Below are 20090 nucleotides of genomic sequence, written 5' to 3'. Positions count from 1 at the left end.
TTGTGTTTGGGGCGTATCCGACTCCCGTTTTTTTGGCGATCCCCAACGAGATTGATCTTCGGTAGTACAATCTTCAGTACGCACTGGAATCTTGAAAAATGGGAGCAATGGGTATGGTTCCTGCTCCGAATGCTTTATCTTCGTAGCAATCCAAAACCGGAAAACCGTCTGCCTGTTGGGGGCTATCCAGCGGTTCCGGTCCGGAAGATGAATTACCCAATCGCTCAACACATTCACGAATGATTCCGAGTAAACGCTTTCGAACACCGCTGCTCTTTTCGGGCGCTATCGCGGTTGCCGTTGTATCCTGCATGAAAATGGGGCCATCCGGTTCGTCCCGGACGGCTTCCGGCGCGCCCCAGGTGGTGCAGGAAAACCCGGCGCAGGCCCTCGCCCGCGCTAAAGAGATTCGCGAAAAAACCGTCGTCAAGCTGGCCGACGGCCTGAAACTGGATCTGTGGGCCTCCGACTCACTGGCTCCCGATCCGGTGGCAATGTCCATCGACGACCAGGGCCGCGTGTACCTGACCCGGACGAACCGCCAGAAAAATTCCGAATTCGACATTCGCGGCTACCGACACTGGATGACGCCCTCCATCGCCCTGAAAACCGTGGAAGATCGGCGGGCGTTTCTGCGCAGCACTTTTGCGCCGGAAAAAAGCAAGGAAAACGAATGGGTGAAGGACCTCAACGGCGACGGCAGCCACGACTGGAAGGATCTGGCCGTGGAAAAAGACGAGGTCTGGCGGCTGGAAGACACCTCCGGCGACGGCATTGCCGACAAAGCCACGCGGATTCTGAACGATTTTTTTGAGGAAGTATCTGACGTTGCGGGCGGTTTGCTGATCCGGGCCGAAGACGCGTTTGTGGCCATTGCGCCCGACCTGTGGCGCTTGAAAGATACCAACGGCGACGGCATTCTGGACCAGAAAACGTCCATCAGCCACGGCTACGGCGTCCATATCGGCTTCAGCGGCCACGGCATGTCGAACCCCATTGAGGGGCCGGATGGCAGGATCTACTGGAACATCGGCGACATTGGGGCCAACATCACGACTAGGGAAGGCGTCAACCACAACCGCTCGAACGAAGGCATCATTGCCCGCTCGAACCCCGACGGCTCGGATTTTGAGATCTTTGCGGGCGGGTTGCGCAACACCCACGAATTTGTCTTTGACGAATACGGCAACCTGATCAGTTCCGACAACGACGGCGACCACCCCGGCGAAAGCGAGCGGCTGGTGCACGTTGTGGAAGGCTCCGACGCGGGCTGGCGGTCCAACTGGCAGTACGGCAAATACACTGACCCCAAGAACAACAGCTACAAGGTCTGGATGGACGAAAAGCTGTACAAACCGCGCTGGGATGGACAGGCGGCTTACATCATTCCGCCAATCATGAATTTCCACAACGGCCCGACCGGCATGGTCTACAACCCCGGCACGGCCCTCGGCAAAGCGTGGAAAAACAAATTTTTCCTGGTGGAATTTGTGGGCAATCCGGCCCGCTCGCCCATCTGGTCGTTTGGTCTGAAACCCAAAGGTGCTTCGTTTGTACTGGACGGCGAGAAAAACATTCTGAACGGGATTTTGCCCACCGGCATCCGGTTCGGACCGGACGGCGCGCTGTACATCGCCGACTGGATCAACGGCTGGGACACGAAGAACTACGGCCGGGTCTGGAAACTGGATGTCACCGACGACAAAAACGATCTGAAAGACCTGCGCGCCGAAACCAAGCGCCTGATGACGCTCAATTACGGGTCGCAAACGGAAGACCAACTGCTCGCCCTATTGTCGAACCCCGATATGCGCATTCGGCAAAAATCGCAGTTCGAGCTGGTGAAACGGGGGGCCAAAGGCGCTGCGGTTTTGCAGAAAGCCATCGCCCAAACCAGCAACCAACTCGCCCGCATTCACGGCATTTGGGGAATGGGTCAACTCGAACGGGCCGATAAATCCTACACGGCTTCGTTGCTGCCGTTGCTGAAAGATTCGGACCTGGAAATTGTGGCCCAGGCCGCCAAAATGCTCGGCGACGCGGCTGCTTCGGAAGCCGGGCCGCTGCTGGTTCCGTTGCTGACCAGCGAGAATCCCCGCGTGAAGTTTTTCGGTGCCCAGGCGCTGGGCCGTATCAAATACCAGCCCGCCGTCGAACCGCTGCTGAATTTAATCAAGGCCAACAACGACGAAGACGTGTACCTGCGCCATGCCGCTGTGCTGGCCCTGTCGCGCATTGGTCAGGCCGAGCCGATGGTGGCATTGGCCAATAACCCTGACAAATCGCTGCGGCTGGCGGCCGTTTTGGTGTTGCGCCGGTTGAGCAGTGAAAAAATAAGCGCGTTTTTGCAGGACAAGGACGAATACATCGCCACGGAAGCCGCCCGCGCCATCAACGACGATCTGTCCATCGAAAAAGCCCTGCCCGCCCTGGCGGCAACGCTGAACGACACCCGGTTTTCGTCGGAACCGCTGCTGCGCCGGGCCATCAACGCCTGTCTGCGCGTGGGTGGTGAAGAACAACTGAATACGCTCGTGGCCTTTTCCAAACGCCGGGACGTCATCAAAGAACTGCGGGCCGAAGCGCTGGCCACCCTCGGCACCTGGGCCAAACCCTCGGTGCTCGACCGGGTTGACGGGCGCTACCGGGGCGTTGTCGAACGGAATCCGGCGGTGGTGAAGGCGAAAATTCAACCGCAGATTGCGGCCCTGTTGCAGGATTCGGACCCGGCGGTTCTGGTCGCTACGGCGCAGATGATGAGCAATCTGGGCCTGACCGAGCAAACCGGCGATCTGGCTAACGTTCTGGAAACCAGCTCGTCGGCCGAGGTGCGGTCGGCCGTGTTAATGGCCCTGTCGCAACTGAAATACAACGGCATCGAATCCGCGATTACAAAAGGCATGAACGATGCGGACGCCGATGTTCGGACGACGGCGCTCGGGCTGGTGAGCGGCCTGAACCTGTCGCCGGAAACGCTGGCGGAGGTGTCGAAGGCGGTTTTTGAAAAAGGAACCGTTCGGGAACAGCAGCAGTTGCTGCGGGTGCTGGGCGGTATGCCGGTTGCCAAAACCGAACCGATTTTAGCCAGCGTGATCGACAAAATGGTCAGCAAGCAATTGCCGCCGAGTCTGGCGCTGGAACTGGGCGAAGCCGTCGATTCGACCAAATCGGCATCGCTCATTGCCAAGCTGGCTCCGTTGCGGAAAACCGGCGCGGGCACGGCCGACTACCAGGATGCGCTTTTCGGCGGCAACGCGCAGATGGGACGCCGGATTTTCAACACCAACTCCACGGCGCAGTGCGTGCGCTGCCACGCCATCGGTGGTCAGGGCGGGGCGGTTGGTCCGTCGCTGACCAACATTGGCAGTACGCTCAGCCGGGAGCAGATTCTGCAGGCCCTGGTGGAGCCCAGCGCCCGGCTGGCCCCCGGTTTTGGCATGGTGTCGCTGACGCTGAAAGACGGCCAATCCGTGAGTGGCATTCTGAGTGAAGAACACCAGCACGAACTGGTTCTGAAAACCAGCGAAGCCGAGCCGCTGAAGGTGCCGCTGGCCCGCATCGACAAACGGGAGAATCTGCCGTCGAGCATGCCGCCGATGGGCTATATTCTGTCCAAACGCGAGATTCGGGATGTGGTGGAGTTTCTGGCGGGTTTGAAGTAGCTTATTTTTTGGTCTGAAATCCCCGGAATTTTCTGCGAAAATTCCGGGGATTTTTATTTTTCCGCCCGACCGATGAGCTGATAAAACCGGTCGCGGAAAGTCGCCGAAACCGGAATCACCGCCTTACGGATGGTCAGCCGGTCGCGCTCGATGGATTCGATTTTATCCAGCGACACCAGATAGGATTTATGCACCCGGCAGAATTGCCGGCCGGGAAGCCGCTGCTCCAGTTCCCCGAAGGTTTCGAGCGTCATCATTTTTTCATCCGTCAGGTGAATCCGCCGGTAGTCGCGCATGCCTTCGATGTACAGAATTGTATCGAAGGCCACTTTCTGAAGCCGGTGTTCGGTTTTGACAAACAGAAACGCATTTTGGTGCTCGTCCGGCCGCGGTTTCATCCGCTCCTGCACCTGGTTGACGGCTTGCAAAAACCGGTCGAAGGTATACGGTTTTAACAAATAGTCAACTACCTGCAAATCAAAGGCTTTCAGCGCGTAGTGATCGTAGGCCGTCGTCAGGATAACGGCCGGGCGTTTGGGCAGGGATTCCAGCAATTGCAGGCCCGAAAAACCGTCCATTTCGATGTCGAGAAACACCAGATCGATCGGTTCCCGCTGGAGCAGCGGAATGGCCTCCAGCCCATTGTCAACGGCGTGGCTTAACCGCAGAAACGGCACCCGCTGCACGTATTCCCTGAGCCGCAGCATGGCGAGCGGTTCGTCTTCAATGAGCAGACAGTTCATGGGTTATCACGGGAAGTTCCAGGTTGACACGGTATTCGTTTTCAACCGCCTGAATGGTTAATCGATATTTTTCCTGATACAGTAACGTCAGCCGTTGCCGGAGCAGTTTATTCCCCAGGCCCCTGTGCGTTTCCACCGAACTGCGGTTTTCGTCAAACTGGTTAACGCATTGAAAATGAATGAATTTTTCATCAATCACCAGGGAAATCCGAATCGCATCGCTCTTTTTTTTATTGGTCGCATGCTTGAACGCATTTTCAATGTACGGCACAAACAGCATCGGCGCAATCAGCAACCCATTGGGCTCTCCATGAATTTGCAACGTGACATATTCCGCGTTGGTCGTGCGGATTTTCTGCAACGCGATGTATTTTTTGATGTAGTCCAGTTCCAGCGTCAACGGAATCTGATCCGCCTGGGTTTCGTACAACACAAACCGGAGCAGATCCGACAGCTTATTGAGGTACAACGAGGCCCTCGGTGCGTCGTGCTCAATCAGAATGTCGATGTTGTTCAGGGTGTTGAACAGAAAATGCGGATTGAGCTGGGCTTTCAGCAAAGCGAGTTCCGTGTGCAGTGTTTTGTTCACCAGCACTTCCCGAACGTGAATGTCGGTATACCAGGTAATGAACCCCCGGATGGTGGTGCCCAGCATCCCGTTGATCACGGAAATCAGGGAAAATCCGATCAGCAGAATTTGCAGATCTTTTCCGGAAAACGTGATCAAGAAAACGTTCTCAAAAACCACCGATAGCAGCACCGAAATCGCCACGGTCGTCAACGCGACCATCCCGCCCGTGGTGGCGATGTTCACCACCAGCCCCCACCTGACGAATTGCCGAATCTTCCGGCTCGTCAGGTACCGGGGAACCAGCCACGAATAAAAGGCATAGAAGCTGATCAAGCCAATCAGTAAGGCAATTGCCAGAATGATCAGCCCGTCGTCCCAATCCTCCAAAGCGGCCGAAAGGCTCTCGGCGGACAGGATGAAAAGAACCGAAACCACTAGGCAATAGACCAGCCAATACCCCAGATGCAGCAAAGGTATCGTTGACGTTTTCATCGCTTCGCCGGAAAAAAATACCGGGCAATGGCTTCGGCTTCCGGCTGATTGATGCCGCCTGTGCTCCTATTGGCCGCAATCGCCACGATCAGGTCGTCTTCCGGATACAGCAGCAGAAAGGTGCGTCCGCCGTCGATCAGCCCGCCGTGGTGAATGATTTTACGGCCCTGCCAACCGGTGCCGATGCGCCAGCCAAAACCGTACTGCGTGTTTTTGCCATCCGGTAAACGTTGGGGGGTGAACAGCAGGGCAACGGTTTCCTGGCGCAGGAGCTGGTTGCGCAACAAACCGCCTGCCATCCGGACCAAATCCACCGGCGTGGACAACAGGCCACCGCCCGCCCACTTGTAGCTGTTATCGACCGGGGCCGCATGGACCCACTTTTTGTTCTGGTACTCATAAAACCGCACCCGGTTGGCAATCAGGCTATCGCGGTAATCCGCCCCGGTGTTTTTCATGCCCAGCGGTAAAAAAACCGCCTGCTGCAGGTACGATACGTAGTCGGTCTGGCTGGCGGCTTCGATCACGGCGCTCAGCAAGGTATAGCCATAGGTCGAGTACTGAAAAGCCGTACCGGGCTGAAACAGCAAACTGTCCTGACTGAAAATCGTCAGTCCTTCCTGCACGCTGGCATAGCGTTTCGGACACGCCAGGGGGTCGGTGTTTCGGTAGTGCCGGATGCCTGCCGTGTGCGTCGCCAGTTGCCGGGCCGTAAACGGGTATTTTTTGACCGGGAAACCGGGAACGTACTGCGCAACGGGTGCGTCGAGATTCAGTTTCCCTTCCTCCACCAGTTTGCCAACCGCCAGCGACGTAATGGATTTGGAAACCGAGCCCATGCGGAATCGGGAAGAAACCGTCACCGGAAGCTGCGCTTCCAGATCGGCCAGGCCAAAGCCCTCCGCCCACAGGATTTTTTCGCTCGTGCCGACGCAGACCGAGAGGCCCGGAATAGCCTGTTTCGTGCGTAGCGAATCGACAAACCGTTCAGCCTGCGCAATCGCCCGCCGGCAGGCTTTCTCTTTGATCGATTTTTCGGTATCGCGGGTTTGCCCGGCCGCCCAGTAACCGGGAAGAATCAAAAGGAGAAGGAGTTGCTTTTTCATGATGCAAGGGATCTGATTCATAGTCACATCAAAACTGCACAAACTCCTCTGTCGCCCAAAACCGGGTCGGCAAACAGCGAAAAGTTGTCTGCCAGATCCCGGTTTTGGGCGGCAAGCCGCACCCGGCGTTTACGGCCTTAACATTGTGCCGTCGCTTTTCCGAATAATCCAGCGGGACTTGGTGCCGATCGGGTATTTGGCGGCTTCCTTTTCGTTGATGTCGATGCCCAGACCCGGTGATTCGCTGACGGAGTAGTAGCCGTTTTTGATCGTCGGGCAACCCGGAAACACCTCTTTCACGCGGTCGTTGAACTGCTGCGACTCCTGAATCCCGAAGTTCCAGACGGCAATGTCGATGCTGTTGTTGGCTGCGTGACCCACCGGGGAGGTGTCGCCCGGGCCGTGCCAGGCCGTGCGGATGTTGAACCACTCGCCCAGCCGCGCCACTTTCATGGCGGGCGTAATGCCGCCAATCTGCGAAATGTGAATCCGGATGAAGTCGAACCACTGGTTCACCATCGGCTCCTTGAATTCGTTGATGTTGTTGAACAGCTCGCCCATCGCAATCGGCACGGAGGTCGTTTCGCGCAGCAGTTTGAACCACTTCATGTTTTCGGGCGAAAACGGGTCTTCGATGAAATACGGCCGGTATTCTTCCAGCCCTTTGATCATGTTGATGGCGTCGACGGGTTCGGTCAGCTCGTGCATATCGTGCAGCAGCTGGATATCCTCCCCGCAGCGTTTCCGCACCGTCTCGAACATTTTCGGGACCCGTTTCAAATACGTCTGCTGGTCCGAGAAGTCGTCGGACTCGCGGCCAAAACCGGCAGCCTTAAAATCCGGTTTGATTTCGGCCATGGCGCCCACGCCCCCGTACCCGCCCTGCTGAATCCGGATGTGCCGGAACCCCTGTTCCATAAACTGCTGCACCTTGTCGGCAATGGCTTCGGGCGTGGGGCCGCTGGCGTGGGTGTAGGTATCGACCGCAATCCGGGCTTTGCCGCCCAGCAGTTGATAAACCGGCAGTTTAGCGCGTTTCCCCTTGATGTCCCACAGCGCCTGATCGAGCCCGGAGAGCGCATTGTTCAAAACCGGGTCGTTGCGCCAGTAGGAGCTGACGTAGGCCGACTGCCAGGTATCCTCGATGTTGTCGACATCCCGGCCGACGCACAACTCATGCAGGTACACATTCACGGCCGGAACCACGACCTGCGCCCGCTGCGTGAAGGTCGCACAGCCCAAGCCGTAGAGACCCGGCTCGGAGGTTTCGACCTTGACAATCACCAGGTTCGGTCCGCCCGGCGCGGTGGTGATGGCCCGAACGCTTTTGATGGTGACGGGCGCCATGCCTTTGGCGTAGGACGGGGTAGCGTACGTGTCGGCCCGCGCCTGCGGACTGTCGAACAGGCCCAGAATCCCGGCGGTGGAACCCAGTCCGAGCATTTTCAGGGCGTTCCGGCGGCTGGCGTCGGTCTGCGACTGTGTTTTTTTCATAGCAGGTTTGTTTTCAGGTTCAGGAGGTTTGGTAATCAGTTTACGGTATTCGGTTTACAGTATTCGGTTTTCGGTATACGGTTTTCGGCCGCTCACGGTTGCTGATCGGGGCCGGTGGCCCACCGTAAACCGAATACCGTAAACCATAAAACCGTTTTTCATTTCAACGCAAAGGCAATGTAGTTGCCGCCAATTTTCTGACCACGGCCCCCGCCCGCGGCAATCACCACATATTGTTTGCCCTCGACTTCGTAGGTGATGGGGGTGGCAAAACCGCCCGCCGGAAGCTGGTATTCCCACACCACCTGGCCGGTTTTTCGGTCGAAGGCGCGAATTTTTTCGTCCTTCGTTCCGGCAATAAACACCAGCCCGCCCGCCGTCACGACGGGTCCGCCGTAACTGTCGGTTCCGGTGGTCGGAACGCCCTTCTTCGCCAGTTCGGGGTACTCGCCCAGCGGCACCCGCCACAGGGATTCGCCGGTGTTCAGATCGACGGCATTCAGTGTGCCCCAGGGTGGTTTGATGCCGGGATAGCCGTTCTGGTCCGTAAACCGTTGCCAGACTTTGCTCACGTAAGCCGGCACGTAGGGAAAACCGTCTTTGCTGGCCGGAGCAGTCGCCGGAGCCTTCGCCACCGTCGCCGGACCGGTTTCCCGGTTCAGCAGAAAGCTGACAATGGCCTCGCGGTCCTTCTCCGGCAGGTGCTGGAACGACGGCATCCGGCCGCTCCCGGTTTTCAGAATGGCCCGGATTTCGTCGGCGGAGCGTTTTTTGGCAATGTCGATCAAGGGGGGTAGTTCGGGGCCGCTGCCCTTCCGGTCCTGCCCGTGACAGGCCGCGCAATTGGCAATGTACAGCGCGTTTCCGGCCGTCAGCGGGGCATTCGGTTTGTTCAGGCTGGCCCGTTCCGTCATGATCAGCTCCCAGGGTTCTTCGTTGACATTCTGGTACAGCACACCGGTTGGGTCGATGGCATTGCCGCCCCATTCTGCCCCCCCGCTATACCCAAACAGCAGGGTTCCCGTCGTGGTCGGTGGCGTAAACTTGTGGTCGGCTTTCAGTTTCAAAAACCGCTCTTTCACGTGCGCGTGCGCTTCCGGCGACAGGTCCGTCAGATCGGCTTCGGTATACACCTGCCGGTTCAGCGGCAGTGGTTTGAGCGGGTATTTCTGCGTCGGATACGGGTGTTCGCCGGGCAAACCGTTTGTGGGCACCTTCCGTTCTTCCACCGGAAACAGCGAGGTGCCTTTGTCGCGGTCCAGCACGTACACCAACCCATCTTTGCTGGCCTGCACCACCGCATCGACGGTTTTGCCGTTTCGCTTCAGCGTAATGAGGTTGGGCGGACAGGAATGGTCGCGGTCCCACAGATCGTGGTGGATGGTCTGGTAATACCACTTCATTTTACCGGTTTCGGCATCCAGCGCCAGAATGCAGTTGGCAAACAGGTTGGCACCCCGGCGCTCGCCCCCGTAAAAATCGGAAGCCGGAGAACCGGTGCCCAGGTAAACGACCCCGCGTTTTTCGTCGAGCACCATACCGCTCCAGTTGTTGACCGCGCCAATTTTTTTGTACGCATCCTTGGGCCAGGTGTCGTAGCCCAATTCGCCGGGCTGCGGAATGGTGTGAAATACCCACTTGAGCTTCCCGCTCACCACATCGAACGCCCGGATGTGGCCCGGAGCCGCATCGCCCGATTCGGACACGCTCGATCCCATCACCACCGTGTTGCGGTAGATGATGCCGGGCGTCGTGGCCGTCACCGACAGTTTGCTGACGTCGTGATCCAGGTTGGTTTGCAGTCCCTGATGCAGATCCACGCGCCCGTTGGTGCCAAAACCGGAGACAATCTGCCCGGTTTCGGCGTTGACGGCGTACAAGCTCGCGCCCACGGTGTACAGAATGCGTTTGTCGTCACCATTTTCCCAGTACATCACCCCCCGGTTGGAGTTCAGCCGGTCGTCTTTGGAGGGTTCAAACTTCCAGCGTAGTTCGCCCGTGCCGGCTTTGAGCGCAAACAGCTTCAGTTCGGGCGTGGTGCCATACAGAACGCCGTGAACCACAATCGGCTGACACTGAATGGCCCGATCCCTCCGCCGACCGTTGGCATCCGGTTTTTCGGAAGCATCATACATCCAGGCCACCGCCAGGTTTTTCACGTTTTCGGTCGTGATCTGCGTCAGGGGCGAATACCGGTTTCCGGCTTTGTTGCCGCCGTAATTGGGCCAGTCGCGGCCGGTTTCCGGGGCTCTGCCCGGTTCCTGCAGGCCGTAGAGCAGGCAACTTCCCAAAAACAGCCCCGCGATGATTGTGCTGCGGGTGGTCAGTGTCCCAGTGAATCGACCGGTTTTTCCGGCCGGTCGTCCTTGTTTTTTTATCCAGTTCATTAGTGGGTTTTGTCGGTATCAGAAGCCAAGTCAGCAGGCGACCGGTTATCGGATGAAAGAACGAATTGCCCCGATTTTACTAGATGCCGCGCCCGGTTTTATACCGGTAGTCTGCAATTCGCTTTAGTGACATAACCTAAAACCGGCTTTGCGAACACTCAGTCTGGCCTACGGCTTTGATAAGTCGCTAAAATCAAGGCTATTCGACCGACTAAAACACTCCATTCAAGTTCTCTAATGGTGACATTCTACGCCCAACACACCAGTTAAACGCTGGCCGTTTAATCCGATTTTAATGTATTTACTTGCTTTTTTTAATTTCTTTTTAATCTTTGCAGCCAGTTACACGACCATTATGCTGCAACTTACTCCCCCCTGATGACGACTTTGCGCTGACTATCCCTTAGTCAGGCTGTTCATACGGCGCTTTTCGAGCGCCGGGGAGATTTCCTTTTGTTTTTCTTACTGTTTGTCTGCTGGTAGAAACTACCAGCCTCATCGGCTTTTTCATTCCTTTTAGTTTCTCTTCCGGAGAAGCCTGAACTCCTGTTTTAGCCATGCGACCATTCGCTCCGCCTTAATAGACAAAAACCCATATCCTTCTGATTGGCAGACTTTTACGCACTCATCACTGAGCGCGACGGGATTCTTTTGCCTTTTTCTACGGCCCGTACCCACTCTTCGCCAAAGCTTGAATCATTCACTTCAAACTCCCTGTTACAACCATGAGCTTAAAAAAGAACGTTCAGGAATTTAATCGGAACGTAAACGAAAACGGTGGATTTCTTTACACGACCAATGCCACTTTCTCATCTCATGTAGCCAACAAACGCATCTCCGACGAAATTTTCAAGTTTATCAAGCCCCACTACCGAACGCTGGTAGATATTGGCTGCGGAGATGGCTTGTACACGCCCAACATTAAACAGAATTTTCCGCAACTGGCCGTATCCGGTTTTGATCCCGCCGACACCGCCATTGAGGCTGCCCGCCAGCAATACCCAACCGTCCGGTTCGACACCATCAACCTGCTGGACGATCACCTGCCCGTACCGGCTAAAAAATACGATGTGGCCGTCATCCGGGGGGTTCTCCACCACCTATCCGACCAGCAAAAAGCCATCGCCAACGCCTTCCAACTGGCCGACAACCTGATTATCATGGAGCCCAATGGCAATAATCCCATTCTGAAATGGATCGAGAAAACCTCGCAGTACCACATCGAGCACGAAGAACAGTCGTTTTTTCAGTGGGAACTGAAGCGGTGGATACGCAACGCGGGCGGGCAGATCAACGCCTGGAGTTATGTTGGGTACGTGCCGTTTTTCTTTCCGACCGCACCCGCGAAAATCATTTACTTTTTTCAGCCTTTTCTGGAAAAGTTACCGCTGCTGAAACACATTTTCTCCGCCCAGTTCATTATTTCCTGTTCGCTAAAAAAATAAACCAGCTCGGCCCGTCCTACTGATGCAGGTTCGGGTTCTGCTAACCATTCCGCTGTTTATGAGACTTATGAAACATCCGGTTTTTCTGCTCCTGCCCATCCTGCTGATCGCCTTTGGGTTGCGGGTGTACCAGTCCGGTTCTTACGGTTTGTATCTCGATGAAAAGTACACCCTGGTTATTTCGCAGGGTGTGGTAATGGAAGGAGCCAATCAGAAAGAGGTGTTTTTTACGCCGGGAAAAACCTACTTTACCCCCCGCGAATTCTGGAAAGCGAAAACCATCGACGATTTCATCGAAGCCAACATCCGGGGTGACATCGGCAATAGCCCCAGCTATTACGCCGTGTTATGGGGCTGGATGCAACTCTTCGGGCTCAGCGATTTCTCCGCCCGCTTTCCGTCGGTGCTGTTCAGCACGCTGGTCGTGGGACTAATTTACGTGTTTATCAACCGGCATTTCCGCTCCCCGCCCCTGGCGCTGCTTAGTGCTTTTCTGGCGGCCATTGAGCCTTTTTTTGTGGCATACAGCCACATGGCGCGCAATTATTCGATGAGTTTTTTTTTGACGCTGCTGGCAACGCACCTGTTTCTGCTGATCGTGGAGCGGGACAAAAACCGGCTCCCGACCCTGGGCCTGTATCTGGGCTACGGCCTGACGTTCGTCATCGCGCTGCTCTCCCATTACCTCACCCTCACCGTCTTTTTGTGCCACGGACTCTACGCCCTGCTCTTCATTCGCCCCCCGCGTCGGTGGGTCGCATTTGCGCTGACGGCGCTGGCGGGCGTCGGGCTGGTGTCGCTATGGTTTATTTACGGCGGTGGCGCGTACACGTTCCAGACACTGGCCCATCAGGCGCAATTATACCGGACGGTAGCGCTTACGAACCCCTACAGCAGTGCGTATGGCGTGGTTCTGCCAGCCACACTGGCCAACGTGTTTCAGCGATCGATGCCGCTCTGGGCGGATCTGTTCATCATCTCAAACGGCTTGGGACAAATCGACGCGCTGGGCATCCGGAACCTGGCGCTGGCGCTGATTCTGGGCCTGGGAGCGGCCGTACTGCTGTACCGATTCGGTCCGCCAAAACCGCTGCCGCGCTGGGGGCAGTTTCTTTTTCCGCTTCTGCTGGTGGCGGGTCTGCCATTCTACACAGTTCCCAACCTTCAGCTGGTTGTGGTGGCCGCCCTGCCTTCGTTCGTTTACCTGCTGGCCCAGGCCATCCGGCAGACGCCGTTTCCGGGTTCCCTGCTGGTTTTTATCGCCATTCTGTCAGTGGTTCCCACCCTGTTTCTGATCGTGATGGCCTTCCGCAACGGCCACACCTACGGCATTACGCAGCGGTATTCCGGTTTTTCATTTCCGTACACCGTCATTCTGGTCGCCATGATGCTCTGGCAACTGGTCCACTCGCCTGCCGTCATCCGGTTCACCCTGGCAGTTGTTCTGCTTATTCAGGGCTATTTTGTGGCTCAGGTGCTAATCCGGATTTACGCCGATCGCGACCCAAAGTACACTTATTTCGCCCGGCCGCGCGGCCCCAATCCGTATTACCTGACCGCCCGGCGAATTCAGGAGGAATACGCGCCCGGCGACACGGTTTTGTACCCGTCCATCCGGCTCATCCCGCACGATGAGGTTGAAAAAACGTACTGGCCGTACTCGATTCAGGATGCCCAGCTGACCAATTTGTATTTGCCGAAAAATGCGGCTTATGTTCAACGGCTGGATACCACGGAGGTGGACAAAATCCGTCTGGTGAAAGGCCAGTCGGGTGAAGTGCTGACGCTGTTCGACTTACGGGGCAAAACCCATCGCTATTGAAAGGCGGTTTTTGTGGGAGCAGGGACCGCCGGATTGACGCAAAAACCGCTTTATTTCATTAACTTGCCTGGAAGTCCTGACCCTTTTTCCTTTGCCGAACGTGTTTATGAAACCGATCGTCCGTTTGAGTCTTGCGATTGCGGTGCTGATGACCCTAACCTCGCTGGTCTGGCTGAGCGTGCGGGAAGATCGCGTCGATTTCAACACGCAGATCAAACCGCTGCTCAACAAAAACTGCATTGCCTGCCACGGCGGAGTCAAAAAAGCCTCGGATTTCAGTTTGCTTTTTGAACACGAGGCCACCGCCAAAGCCAAATCCGGAAAGCATGCTATTGTTCCCGGCAACGCCGACGCCAGTGAATTGATCCGCCGGTTGTCGCTCACCGATCCGGACGAACGAATGCCGCTGGATGCGCCCCCGCTGAAACCGGACGAAATCGAGCTGCTGCGCAACTGGATCGATCAGGGCGCCGAATGGGGCAAACACTGGGCCTACCAACCCGTCGAAAAACCGGACGTTCCGGCAATTGGCACCTTCTGGTCCCGACTCGGAGTGACCGACCGCGAAGAAACAACCTGGGCCCAAAACGAAATTGACCATTTTGTGCTGGCGAAACCCAAACCGGACGGCCTGAAACCATCGCCCGAAGCCGACCGCGTGACGCTCATCCGCCGGGTGGCGCTTGACCTGACCGGTTTGCCGCCCACCGAGCCGGAGGTGACGGCTTTTCTGAACGACAAAGCCCCGGATGCCTACGCGAAAATGGTGGACCGGATGCTGGCGTCGCCCGCGTACGGCGAACGCTGGGCGGGTTTGTGGCTCGATCTGGCGCGCTACGCCGATACGAAAGGTTACGAAGCCGATCTGTCGCGACCCATGTGGCGCTACCGCGACTGGCTCATCCGGGCTTTTAACGACGACAAACCGTTCAATGATTTTACCGTTGAACAACTGGCGGGTGATTTACTGCCGAAACCAGCCCCGAAAACCGGCGCTTCAGAAAGCGCTACCGATAACCCGCTGATTGCGACGGCGTTTCACCGCAACACGATGACCAACGACGAGGGCGGAACGCAGGATGAAGAATTTCGGGTGTCGGCGGTGATCGACCGCGTGAATACAACCTGGGACGTTTGGCAGGGAACGACCTTTGGCTGCGTGCAGTGCCACAGCCACCCCTACGATCCGTTCGTGCACGAGGATTATTACAAGTACATGGCGTTCTTCAACAACACCCGCGACGAGGACGTACCGAGCGATACGCCGACCCTGCGGTTTTACAGGGAAGCCGATTCGCTCAAGCTGCAGGGCCTGAAGGACTGGGTCCGCCAGCAGGGGATTGATTCGCGGCAAAAAGCGGATTTTCTGCGGTTTATGCGGCTGACCGAACCCAAGGTCAATTCGCACAGTTTCGACCAGTACGTGAATGCGTCGCTGATGGGAGCCATGTACACCGCCCTCCAGCACGGCGGTTCCACCCGCATCAAAAACCAGGATCTGACCAACAAAAACCGGCTCATCATTGCGTGGGGAACCCGGTCCAAAAAAGCCGTTGTAACCGTTCATCAGGACAGCCCGACCGGCCCGGTTTTGCTGCAGCAACCGGTGCCGAAAACCGGCAGTCCGTGGCGAGACACGACGCTGGTGCTGGCGCTCCCGGCGGTTTCGGGCCGGCATCACCTGTATCTCAGCCTCGACAGTCCGGGCGAGCCGCAGGAATGGGTGATGGTGAAATGGGTGGCGCTCCAGGCGGCTTTGCCCGGCCAGCCCAAAACCGCCCTCGGCGAAAAAGACCGCACCCTGGCCGAACTCCTGAACGCCAAAGCCGAAGTGTTGCCCGTGATGCAGGAAGGCACCGGTGATCAGTTTCGGGAAACCTTTGTTTTCCAACGCGGTAACTGGCTGGTAAAAGGCCGGAAAGTTACGCCGGATGTGCCCAAATCGCTGCCGCCAATGGACAAGGAATTGCCCAGAAACCGCCTGGGACTGGCGAAGTGGATGGTCAGCCGCGAACAGCCGCTGACGGCACGAGTGGCCGTCAACCGGTTCTGGGAGCAGCTGTTCGGCGCCGGAATCGTCGAAACCGTGGAGGATGTGGGCACGCAGGGCATCCCGCCGACGCACCGCGAATTGCTCGACTGGCTGGCCGCCGACTTCATGGAAACCGACCACTGGAGCGTCAAAAAATTACTGAGGAAAATGGTGCTGTCGGCCACCTACCGCCAGAGCTCCAAAGCCTCGGCCGAAGCGCTGGCCCACGATCCGAACAATGCGTTTCTGATGCGCGGGCCGCGCATCCGGCTGAATGCCGAGCAGGTGCGCGATCAGGTGCTGGCCGCCAGCGGTTTATTGAGCAAAAAACAGTTTGGCCCCAGCGTGATGCCCGCCCAGCCCGACGGCATCTGGCAGTCGCCCTACAGCCCCGAAAGCTGGAAACTGAGCCAGGGTGAAGACCGCTACCGCCGGGCTTTGTATACCTACTGGAAACGCACGGCCCCGTATCCGTCGATGATCACCTTCGACAGCCCCAGCCGGGAGTTCTGCCAGTTGCGCCGGTTGCGCACCAACACGCCCCTGCAGGCCCTGGTGACGCTCAATGATCCGGTGTACGTGGAAGCGGCCCAAAGCCTGGCCGACTGGATGCGATTTCAGGGAAAAACGCCCGAACAGCAGATTCAGGCCGGTTTTCGGCGAATTATGCTCCGGCCTTTGCCCACCGCCAAGCTGGCGGTTTTGACCCGGCTTTACCGCCAGACGCAGGCCCAGTATCAGCAGCAACCCGACGAAGCGAAAAAGTTACTGGCCTGCACCGAAGCCACGCCCGAACTCGCGGCCCTCACCGTGACGGCCAACGCCATGCTGAATCTGGACGAAGTGGTGACGAAGGAGTGAGAAGAGCCAGGAGCGGTTGGTCTTTTTTCTATCCTCTTTTTTGCCTCAGCGCCTGCTCGACTTCTTCCTTGTAATTACGGCCAATCGGAATCTGGTTACCGTTGATGATGAGTCGGTTGCGCTCGATGCGGGTGATGCGCGAAACCGCCACGATGAACGATTTGTGGACGCGGATGAAGCGGTTTTGGGGAAAAATATCGTGCATGGCTTTGATCGACCCTTTCAGGACGATTTTGCCGGTTGGGGTGTGAATGATCGCGTAATCTTTCAAACCCTGAATGTGCGTCACGTCTTCAAAATGCAGCTTGATGCGCTGCACACCACTTTTCACAAAAACGGAGCCCAGCGGTTCGTCGGCCGGGCTGTCGTCGAGCTTCGCGTTCTGGTCTTTCAGGGCTAAGAAGTCGCGAATTTTCTCGATGGCCTGCAAAAACCGGGCGTACGAAATCGGTTTCAGCAGAAAGTCGATCACGCCCAGCTCGAAGCCTTCAAAGGCGTAATCGCGGTAGGCGGTTGTGAAAACCGTCAGGGGCGGCTGCGGTACCATTTTCAGGAAGTCGATGCCGTTGAGTTCGGGCATTTCAATGTCCAGAAACAACACATCGGCCTCGTGGGTTTTCAGGTAATCGAGCGCGTTGCGGGCCTGGCCGAAGGTGCGGACTGAGCCCACAAAATCCAGCCGGTTCAGGTAGCTTTCCACCAGTTCACGAGCCAGCGACTCATCATCAATAACCACGCATTTCAGCATAAACAGGGTGGGATGTACGGTTTTCAGCGCGCGTCTTCCAGAATAAAAATGGCATTGGTATTCAGATCGTAAAAGCCAAATTCGTTGGTCTGCCAGGGCGTATGGGCCCGAAAAGCATCCGGCAAAACCGTACCCCGTTCAACCAGTTCGTCAAACAAGGGTTTGATGTTTTTCACCAAAATCCGGACCACCGAACCGCCCCGCAACGGATCGTCGGCCGTATCAGCGTGCCACTGCAGATGAAGGTACTGCCCGCTGCGGCCCAGAACGGCGTACATCGCGTCGCTGAACAGGCACACAAAACCGGTTTTTTCGCGGTACCAGGCCACATCCCGGGCAATGTCGGCCGACGGCAACACCGGAATCAGGTTTAACAATTCGGTCGTCATGAGCGGTCAGTTCGCTACGCGGTTCAGCGTATAACTTAAATAAGAGTCGCCAACCCGAAAATTACGCTGCTGATCGAGCACAAACAAGACGTTGTCATCCCTTTTCAGCAGGTAAATCGAAACCTCCGGCTGGTCCGGATCCAGTTGAATCACCACCGCGTCGGGGTCGGTTTTCGTGCCGCGCACCAGCGCCCACTTCCCTTCGCGGGCCGGGCGGGTTAACCGATAGGTCGTCGGCTGATGGGTTTCAGCGTCGTGATAAAGGGTCAAACGCCACTTCATCTTCACGCATTCCGGCCGAACGGGCTGCTTCCAGTCCTGATGAATTTCGGCGCAGGGAAACCGGCCGTCGAAAACACCGAATACCGGCGCCCCCTCGGCGACCGGCGTCCGGGACGTGGTTTTGGAGGGAACATTCGCAGCCCGGGCTTCCTGCGCGCGGGCGGTTTTGACGCCCAGCAGCAAACCCGCAATCAGAACCCACAAAAGGCGGTTTTTCATGGCCATAGAAGGTTATTTTCGGTTCAGGGTGTAACTCCAGCCGCCGTGCCCAATCATCAGTTTTCCGTCCGAATCGAGCAGGTGCAGCAGCTTATCGTCCAGCCGGACAAAGGAAATCGCGGGATTGGCATCATTGGGCGTCAGCCGATAAATGGTTTTGTTTTTACCGTCTTTCAACAACGACCAGTTCCCTTCTCTCAGGCCGTTCACCCGATCCGGCATGAAATCCGTGGTGGAAGGTTTCGGCTGGCCGTAGGTGTAATTCAGTTTATAAAAAGTCGGATTCTGGTTACGCGGGTCCCGGTAAAGCGTCAGTTCCCACTTGATCATTTCGCACTTCGCCGGGGCCGGAATCGACAACATCGCGCGGGGAATCTGGTCGCAGGGGCTGGTGGCCCAGAACGTCGCCGGATCGGGCGAAACGCGGCTGGCCGGCACAAAACCGACGGCCAGTGCCAGGAGCAAATACGGAATTGTTGCTTTCATGGTCGTTCTACTTTTTAATTTGACTGAACCTGCAAGCTCTAGGCGACCCCGTCTTCAAGACCTTGAGGTTGTATCGTTTACGAAAACAGAATGCTCAGCGACACTTTGTAACTATCCGGTTTTTCTTCGGTCTGGAACGTGTGCCGACCGGGATACAGCAGTTCGAGCCGTTTCCGGAGGTTGGTCAGTCCGATGCCGCCTTTGGCTTCCCTGAGCTGGGTTGCCGGTTTGTTGTTTTCCACCGTCACCTCCACCGCCGAGGGGTCGAGGGTGATTTTGCCGCGCAACCAGGCTTCTTTCGCCTGCCGGCCAACACCGTGTTTGAACGCATTTTCGATCAGCGGCAGCAGCAGCAGGGGCGCAATTTCCTGGCCGTCGGGATTGCCGTTGATCTCCAGCGCAATGTCCGAATGATCTCCGCAGCGGATTTTTTCGAGCTCAATGTAGTTTTGCAAATACCGGATTTCCTTTTCGAGCGGCACCCGCACATCATCACTGTCGTACAGCATGTACTCCATCATTTCGGACAATTTAAGCACCACATCCGGCGCCAGATCCGACTTTTTGAGCGTCAGCGCGTAGAGGTTATTGAGGATGTTGAACAAAAAGTGCGGATTGACCTGCGAGCGCAGAAAATTTACTTCGGCCTGCAATTTCTCGACGGTGATTTTCTGCAAAATCCGCTGCTGTTCGTACCAGTCGATGCTCAGTTTCAGCGCCACCATCAGCCCCAGGTACCACAGGGTGCTGAAAAAATTATACGACAGACTTTCCCACAAATCGCTGTTGCGCATCGGCCCGATGACGTAGCCGTACAGGTAATAATCAAACAGGCTCTGCGCAATCAGGTAGGCCAGGATCGACAGCAGCACCAGCGAAAAATACCGGCCATAGCGTCGCATCAGGAGGTAACGCGGCAGAAAATAATGCAAATTCAGGTAGGCAATAACGATCAGCATCGACACCCTCATTATCACGCAAACCGTAAAATACGACAGACTGGCTTTGTAGATCAGGTAGCGCTTTTCGTAGAGAAAAAAACCGGTGATCAGAATCCAGTAGACCGCGTGCACCAGCGCGTACTTGCGCGGCACCGTGCGGTTGGAAAGCGGTAGTTTGATCGGTTTGTCCAGAAAGTCCATGACGAATAACGAAAATACGGGTACGGTTTTTCTCCGTATTTCGCTGTAAATGAAACCAAAAGAACCGTACCCTTAAAATTATATCGACCAACGACCCAAAAAGTAGAGAAAAATAGGGGTCCGCCCTCTCCTCTACTTTTTGAGTCGTTGATCTACTTTTTTTGGCGCTCTTCCGAAACCGGTGTTGGTTTGCTTCACCAACGCATAAA

General features: G+C 56.5%; 14 protein-coding genes. 4 read left to right on the top strand and 10 right to left on the bottom strand.

The features are described 5' to 3' along the window. The first annotated feature begins 239 nt into the window (after positions 1-239). Positions 240-3662: a DUF7133 domain-containing protein gene (locus tag ACYVHX_RS05200; RefSeq protein WP_460670562.1), complete on the top strand. Its 3423-nt coding sequence runs from the start codon at positions 240-242 to the stop codon at positions 3660-3662. A 53-nt stretch (positions 3663-3715) separates the two neighbouring features. Here ACYVHX_RS05200 and ACYVHX_RS05195 read toward each other — a convergent pair whose 3' ends face one another. The 5 genes from ACYVHX_RS05195 to ACYVHX_RS05175 form a co-directional block, all read right to left on the bottom strand. Beyond that, positions 3716-4405 (bottom strand): LytR/AlgR family response regulator transcription factor, encoded by a 690-nt coding sequence (locus tag ACYVHX_RS05195; RefSeq protein WP_460670561.1) that lies wholly within the window; start codon positions 4403-4405, stop codon positions 3716-3718. Next, positions 4386-5468 (bottom strand): sensor histidine kinase, encoded by a 1083-nt coding sequence (locus ACYVHX_RS05190; protein ID WP_460670560.1) that lies wholly within the window; start codon positions 5466-5468, stop codon positions 4386-4388. The genes ACYVHX_RS05195 and ACYVHX_RS05190 overlap by 20 nt, the downstream gene beginning before the upstream one ends. Continuing rightward, positions 5465-6574, bottom strand: coding sequence for a serine hydrolase domain-containing protein (locus ACYVHX_RS05185; protein ID WP_460670559.1), 1110 nt, complete (start codon positions 6572-6574; stop codon positions 5465-5467). The genes ACYVHX_RS05190 and ACYVHX_RS05185 overlap by 4 nt, the downstream gene beginning before the upstream one ends. A 129-nt stretch (positions 6575-6703) precedes the next feature. Continuing rightward, positions 6704-8068 carry an enolase C-terminal domain-like protein gene (locus tag ACYVHX_RS05180; protein WP_460670558.1) on the bottom strand — a complete coding sequence of 455 codons (1365 nt, stop codon included), beginning with the start codon at positions 8066-8068 and terminating at the stop codon, positions 6704-6706. Positions 8069-8226: 158 nt separating this feature from the next. Then, on the bottom strand, positions 8227-10455 hold the full coding sequence (locus tag ACYVHX_RS05175; RefSeq protein ID WP_460670557.1) for an outer membrane protein assembly factor BamB family protein: 2229 nt from the start codon (positions 10453-10455) through the stop codon (positions 8227-8229). A gap of 725 nt (positions 10456-11180) precedes the next feature. Here ACYVHX_RS05175 and ACYVHX_RS05170 point away from each other — a divergent pair. The 3 genes from ACYVHX_RS05170 to ACYVHX_RS05160 all read left to right on the top strand — a co-directional run bounded on the left by ACYVHX_RS05170 (position 11181) and on the right by ACYVHX_RS05160 (position 16615). Beyond that, positions 11181-11900: a class I SAM-dependent methyltransferase gene (locus tag ACYVHX_RS05170; RefSeq protein WP_460670556.1), complete on the top strand. Its 720-nt coding sequence runs from the start codon at positions 11181-11183 to the stop codon at positions 11898-11900. Between the two features lie 58 nt (positions 11901-11958). Further along, on the top strand, positions 11959-13722 hold the full coding sequence (locus ACYVHX_RS05165) for a glycosyltransferase family 39 protein (RefSeq protein WP_460670555.1): 1764 nt from the start codon (positions 11959-11961) through the stop codon (positions 13720-13722). A gap of 106 nt (positions 13723-13828) precedes the next feature. Continuing rightward, positions 13829-16615, top strand: coding sequence for a DUF1553 domain-containing protein (locus tag ACYVHX_RS05160; protein ID WP_460670554.1), 2787 nt, complete (start codon positions 13829-13831; stop codon positions 16613-16615). Between the two features lie 28 nt (positions 16616-16643). On the opposite strand, the gene ACYVHX_RS05155 is transcribed toward ACYVHX_RS05160, so the two are convergent. The 5 genes from ACYVHX_RS05155 to ACYVHX_RS05135 all read right to left on the bottom strand — a co-directional run bounded on the left by ACYVHX_RS05155 (position 16644) and on the right by ACYVHX_RS05135 (position 19881). Then, positions 16644-17363 carry a LytR/AlgR family response regulator transcription factor gene (locus ACYVHX_RS05155; RefSeq protein ID WP_460670553.1) on the bottom strand — a complete coding sequence of 240 codons (720 nt, stop codon included), beginning with the start codon at positions 17361-17363 and terminating at the stop codon, positions 16644-16646. 23 nt (positions 17364-17386) lie between these two features. Continuing rightward, complete coding sequence (locus ACYVHX_RS05150) at positions 17387-17752, bottom strand: VOC family protein (protein ID WP_460670552.1); 366 nt, start codon at positions 17750-17752, stop codon at positions 17387-17389. A 6-nt stretch (positions 17753-17758) separates the two neighbouring features. Continuing rightward, complete coding sequence (locus tag ACYVHX_RS05145) at positions 17759-18253, bottom strand: hypothetical protein (RefSeq protein WP_460670551.1); 495 nt, start codon at positions 18251-18253, stop codon at positions 17759-17761. 12 nt (positions 18254-18265) lie between these two features. Beyond that, positions 18266-18739 (bottom strand): hypothetical protein, encoded by a 474-nt coding sequence (locus tag ACYVHX_RS05140; protein ID WP_460670550.1) that lies wholly within the window; start codon positions 18737-18739, stop codon positions 18266-18268. A 77-nt stretch (positions 18740-18816) separates the two neighbouring features. Next, positions 18817-19881, bottom strand: a complete 1065-nt coding sequence (locus tag ACYVHX_RS05135) for a sensor histidine kinase (RefSeq protein WP_460670549.1) — start codon at positions 19879-19881, stop codon at positions 18817-18819. Positions 19882-20090: the final 209 nt, after the last annotated feature.

Source organism: Larkinella ripae, assembly GCF_054780775.1.
Note: the sequence above shows the minus strand (reverse complement) of the source record. Positions and strands in the feature narration are given on the sequence as shown.

Excerpts from the sequence above, each read along its gene's own strand:
- ACYVHX_RS05200 (WP_460670562.1), top strand. The coding sequence starts at position 240 with ATGATTCCGAGTAAACGCTTTCGAACACCGCTGCTCTTTTCGGGCGCT.
- ACYVHX_RS05195 (WP_460670561.1), bottom strand. The coding sequence starts at position 4,405 with ATGAACTGTCTGCTCATTGAAGACGAACCGCTCGCCATGCTGCGGCTC.
- ACYVHX_RS05190 (WP_460670560.1), bottom strand. The coding sequence starts at position 5,468 with ATGAAAACGTCAACGATACCTTTGCTGCATCTGGGGTATTGGCTGGTC.
- ACYVHX_RS05185 (WP_460670559.1), bottom strand. The coding sequence starts at position 6,574 with ATGAAAAAGCAACTCCTTCTCCTTTTGATTCTTCCCGGTTACTGGGCG.
- ACYVHX_RS05180 (WP_460670558.1), bottom strand. The coding sequence starts at position 8,068 with ATGAAAAAAACACAGTCGCAGACCGACGCCAGCCGCCGGAACGCCCTG.
- ACYVHX_RS05175 (WP_460670557.1), bottom strand. The coding sequence starts at position 10,455 with ATGAACTGGATAAAAAAACAAGGACGACCGGCCGGAAAAACCGGTCGA.
- ACYVHX_RS05170 (WP_460670556.1), top strand. The coding sequence starts at position 11,181 with ATGAGCTTAAAAAAGAACGTTCAGGAATTTAATCGGAACGTAAACGAA.
- ACYVHX_RS05165 (WP_460670555.1), top strand. The coding sequence starts at position 11,959 with ATGAGACTTATGAAACATCCGGTTTTTCTGCTCCTGCCCATCCTGCTG.
- ACYVHX_RS05160 (WP_460670554.1), top strand. The coding sequence starts at position 13,829 with ATGAAACCGATCGTCCGTTTGAGTCTTGCGATTGCGGTGCTGATGACC.
- ACYVHX_RS05155 (WP_460670553.1), bottom strand. The coding sequence starts at position 17,363 with ATGCTGAAATGCGTGGTTATTGATGATGAGTCGCTGGCTCGTGAACTG.
- ACYVHX_RS05150 (WP_460670552.1), bottom strand. The coding sequence starts at position 17,752 with ATGACGACCGAATTGTTAAACCTGATTCCGGTGTTGCCGTCGGCCGAC.
- ACYVHX_RS05145 (WP_460670551.1), bottom strand. The coding sequence starts at position 18,253 with ATGAAAAACCGCCTTTTGTGGGTTCTGATTGCGGGTTTGCTGCTGGGC.
- ACYVHX_RS05140 (WP_460670550.1), bottom strand. The coding sequence starts at position 18,739 with ATGAAAGCAACAATTCCGTATTTGCTCCTGGCACTGGCCGTCGGTTTT.
- ACYVHX_RS05135 (WP_460670549.1), bottom strand. The coding sequence starts at position 19,881 with ATGGACTTTCTGGACAAACCGATCAAACTACCGCTTTCCAACCGCACG.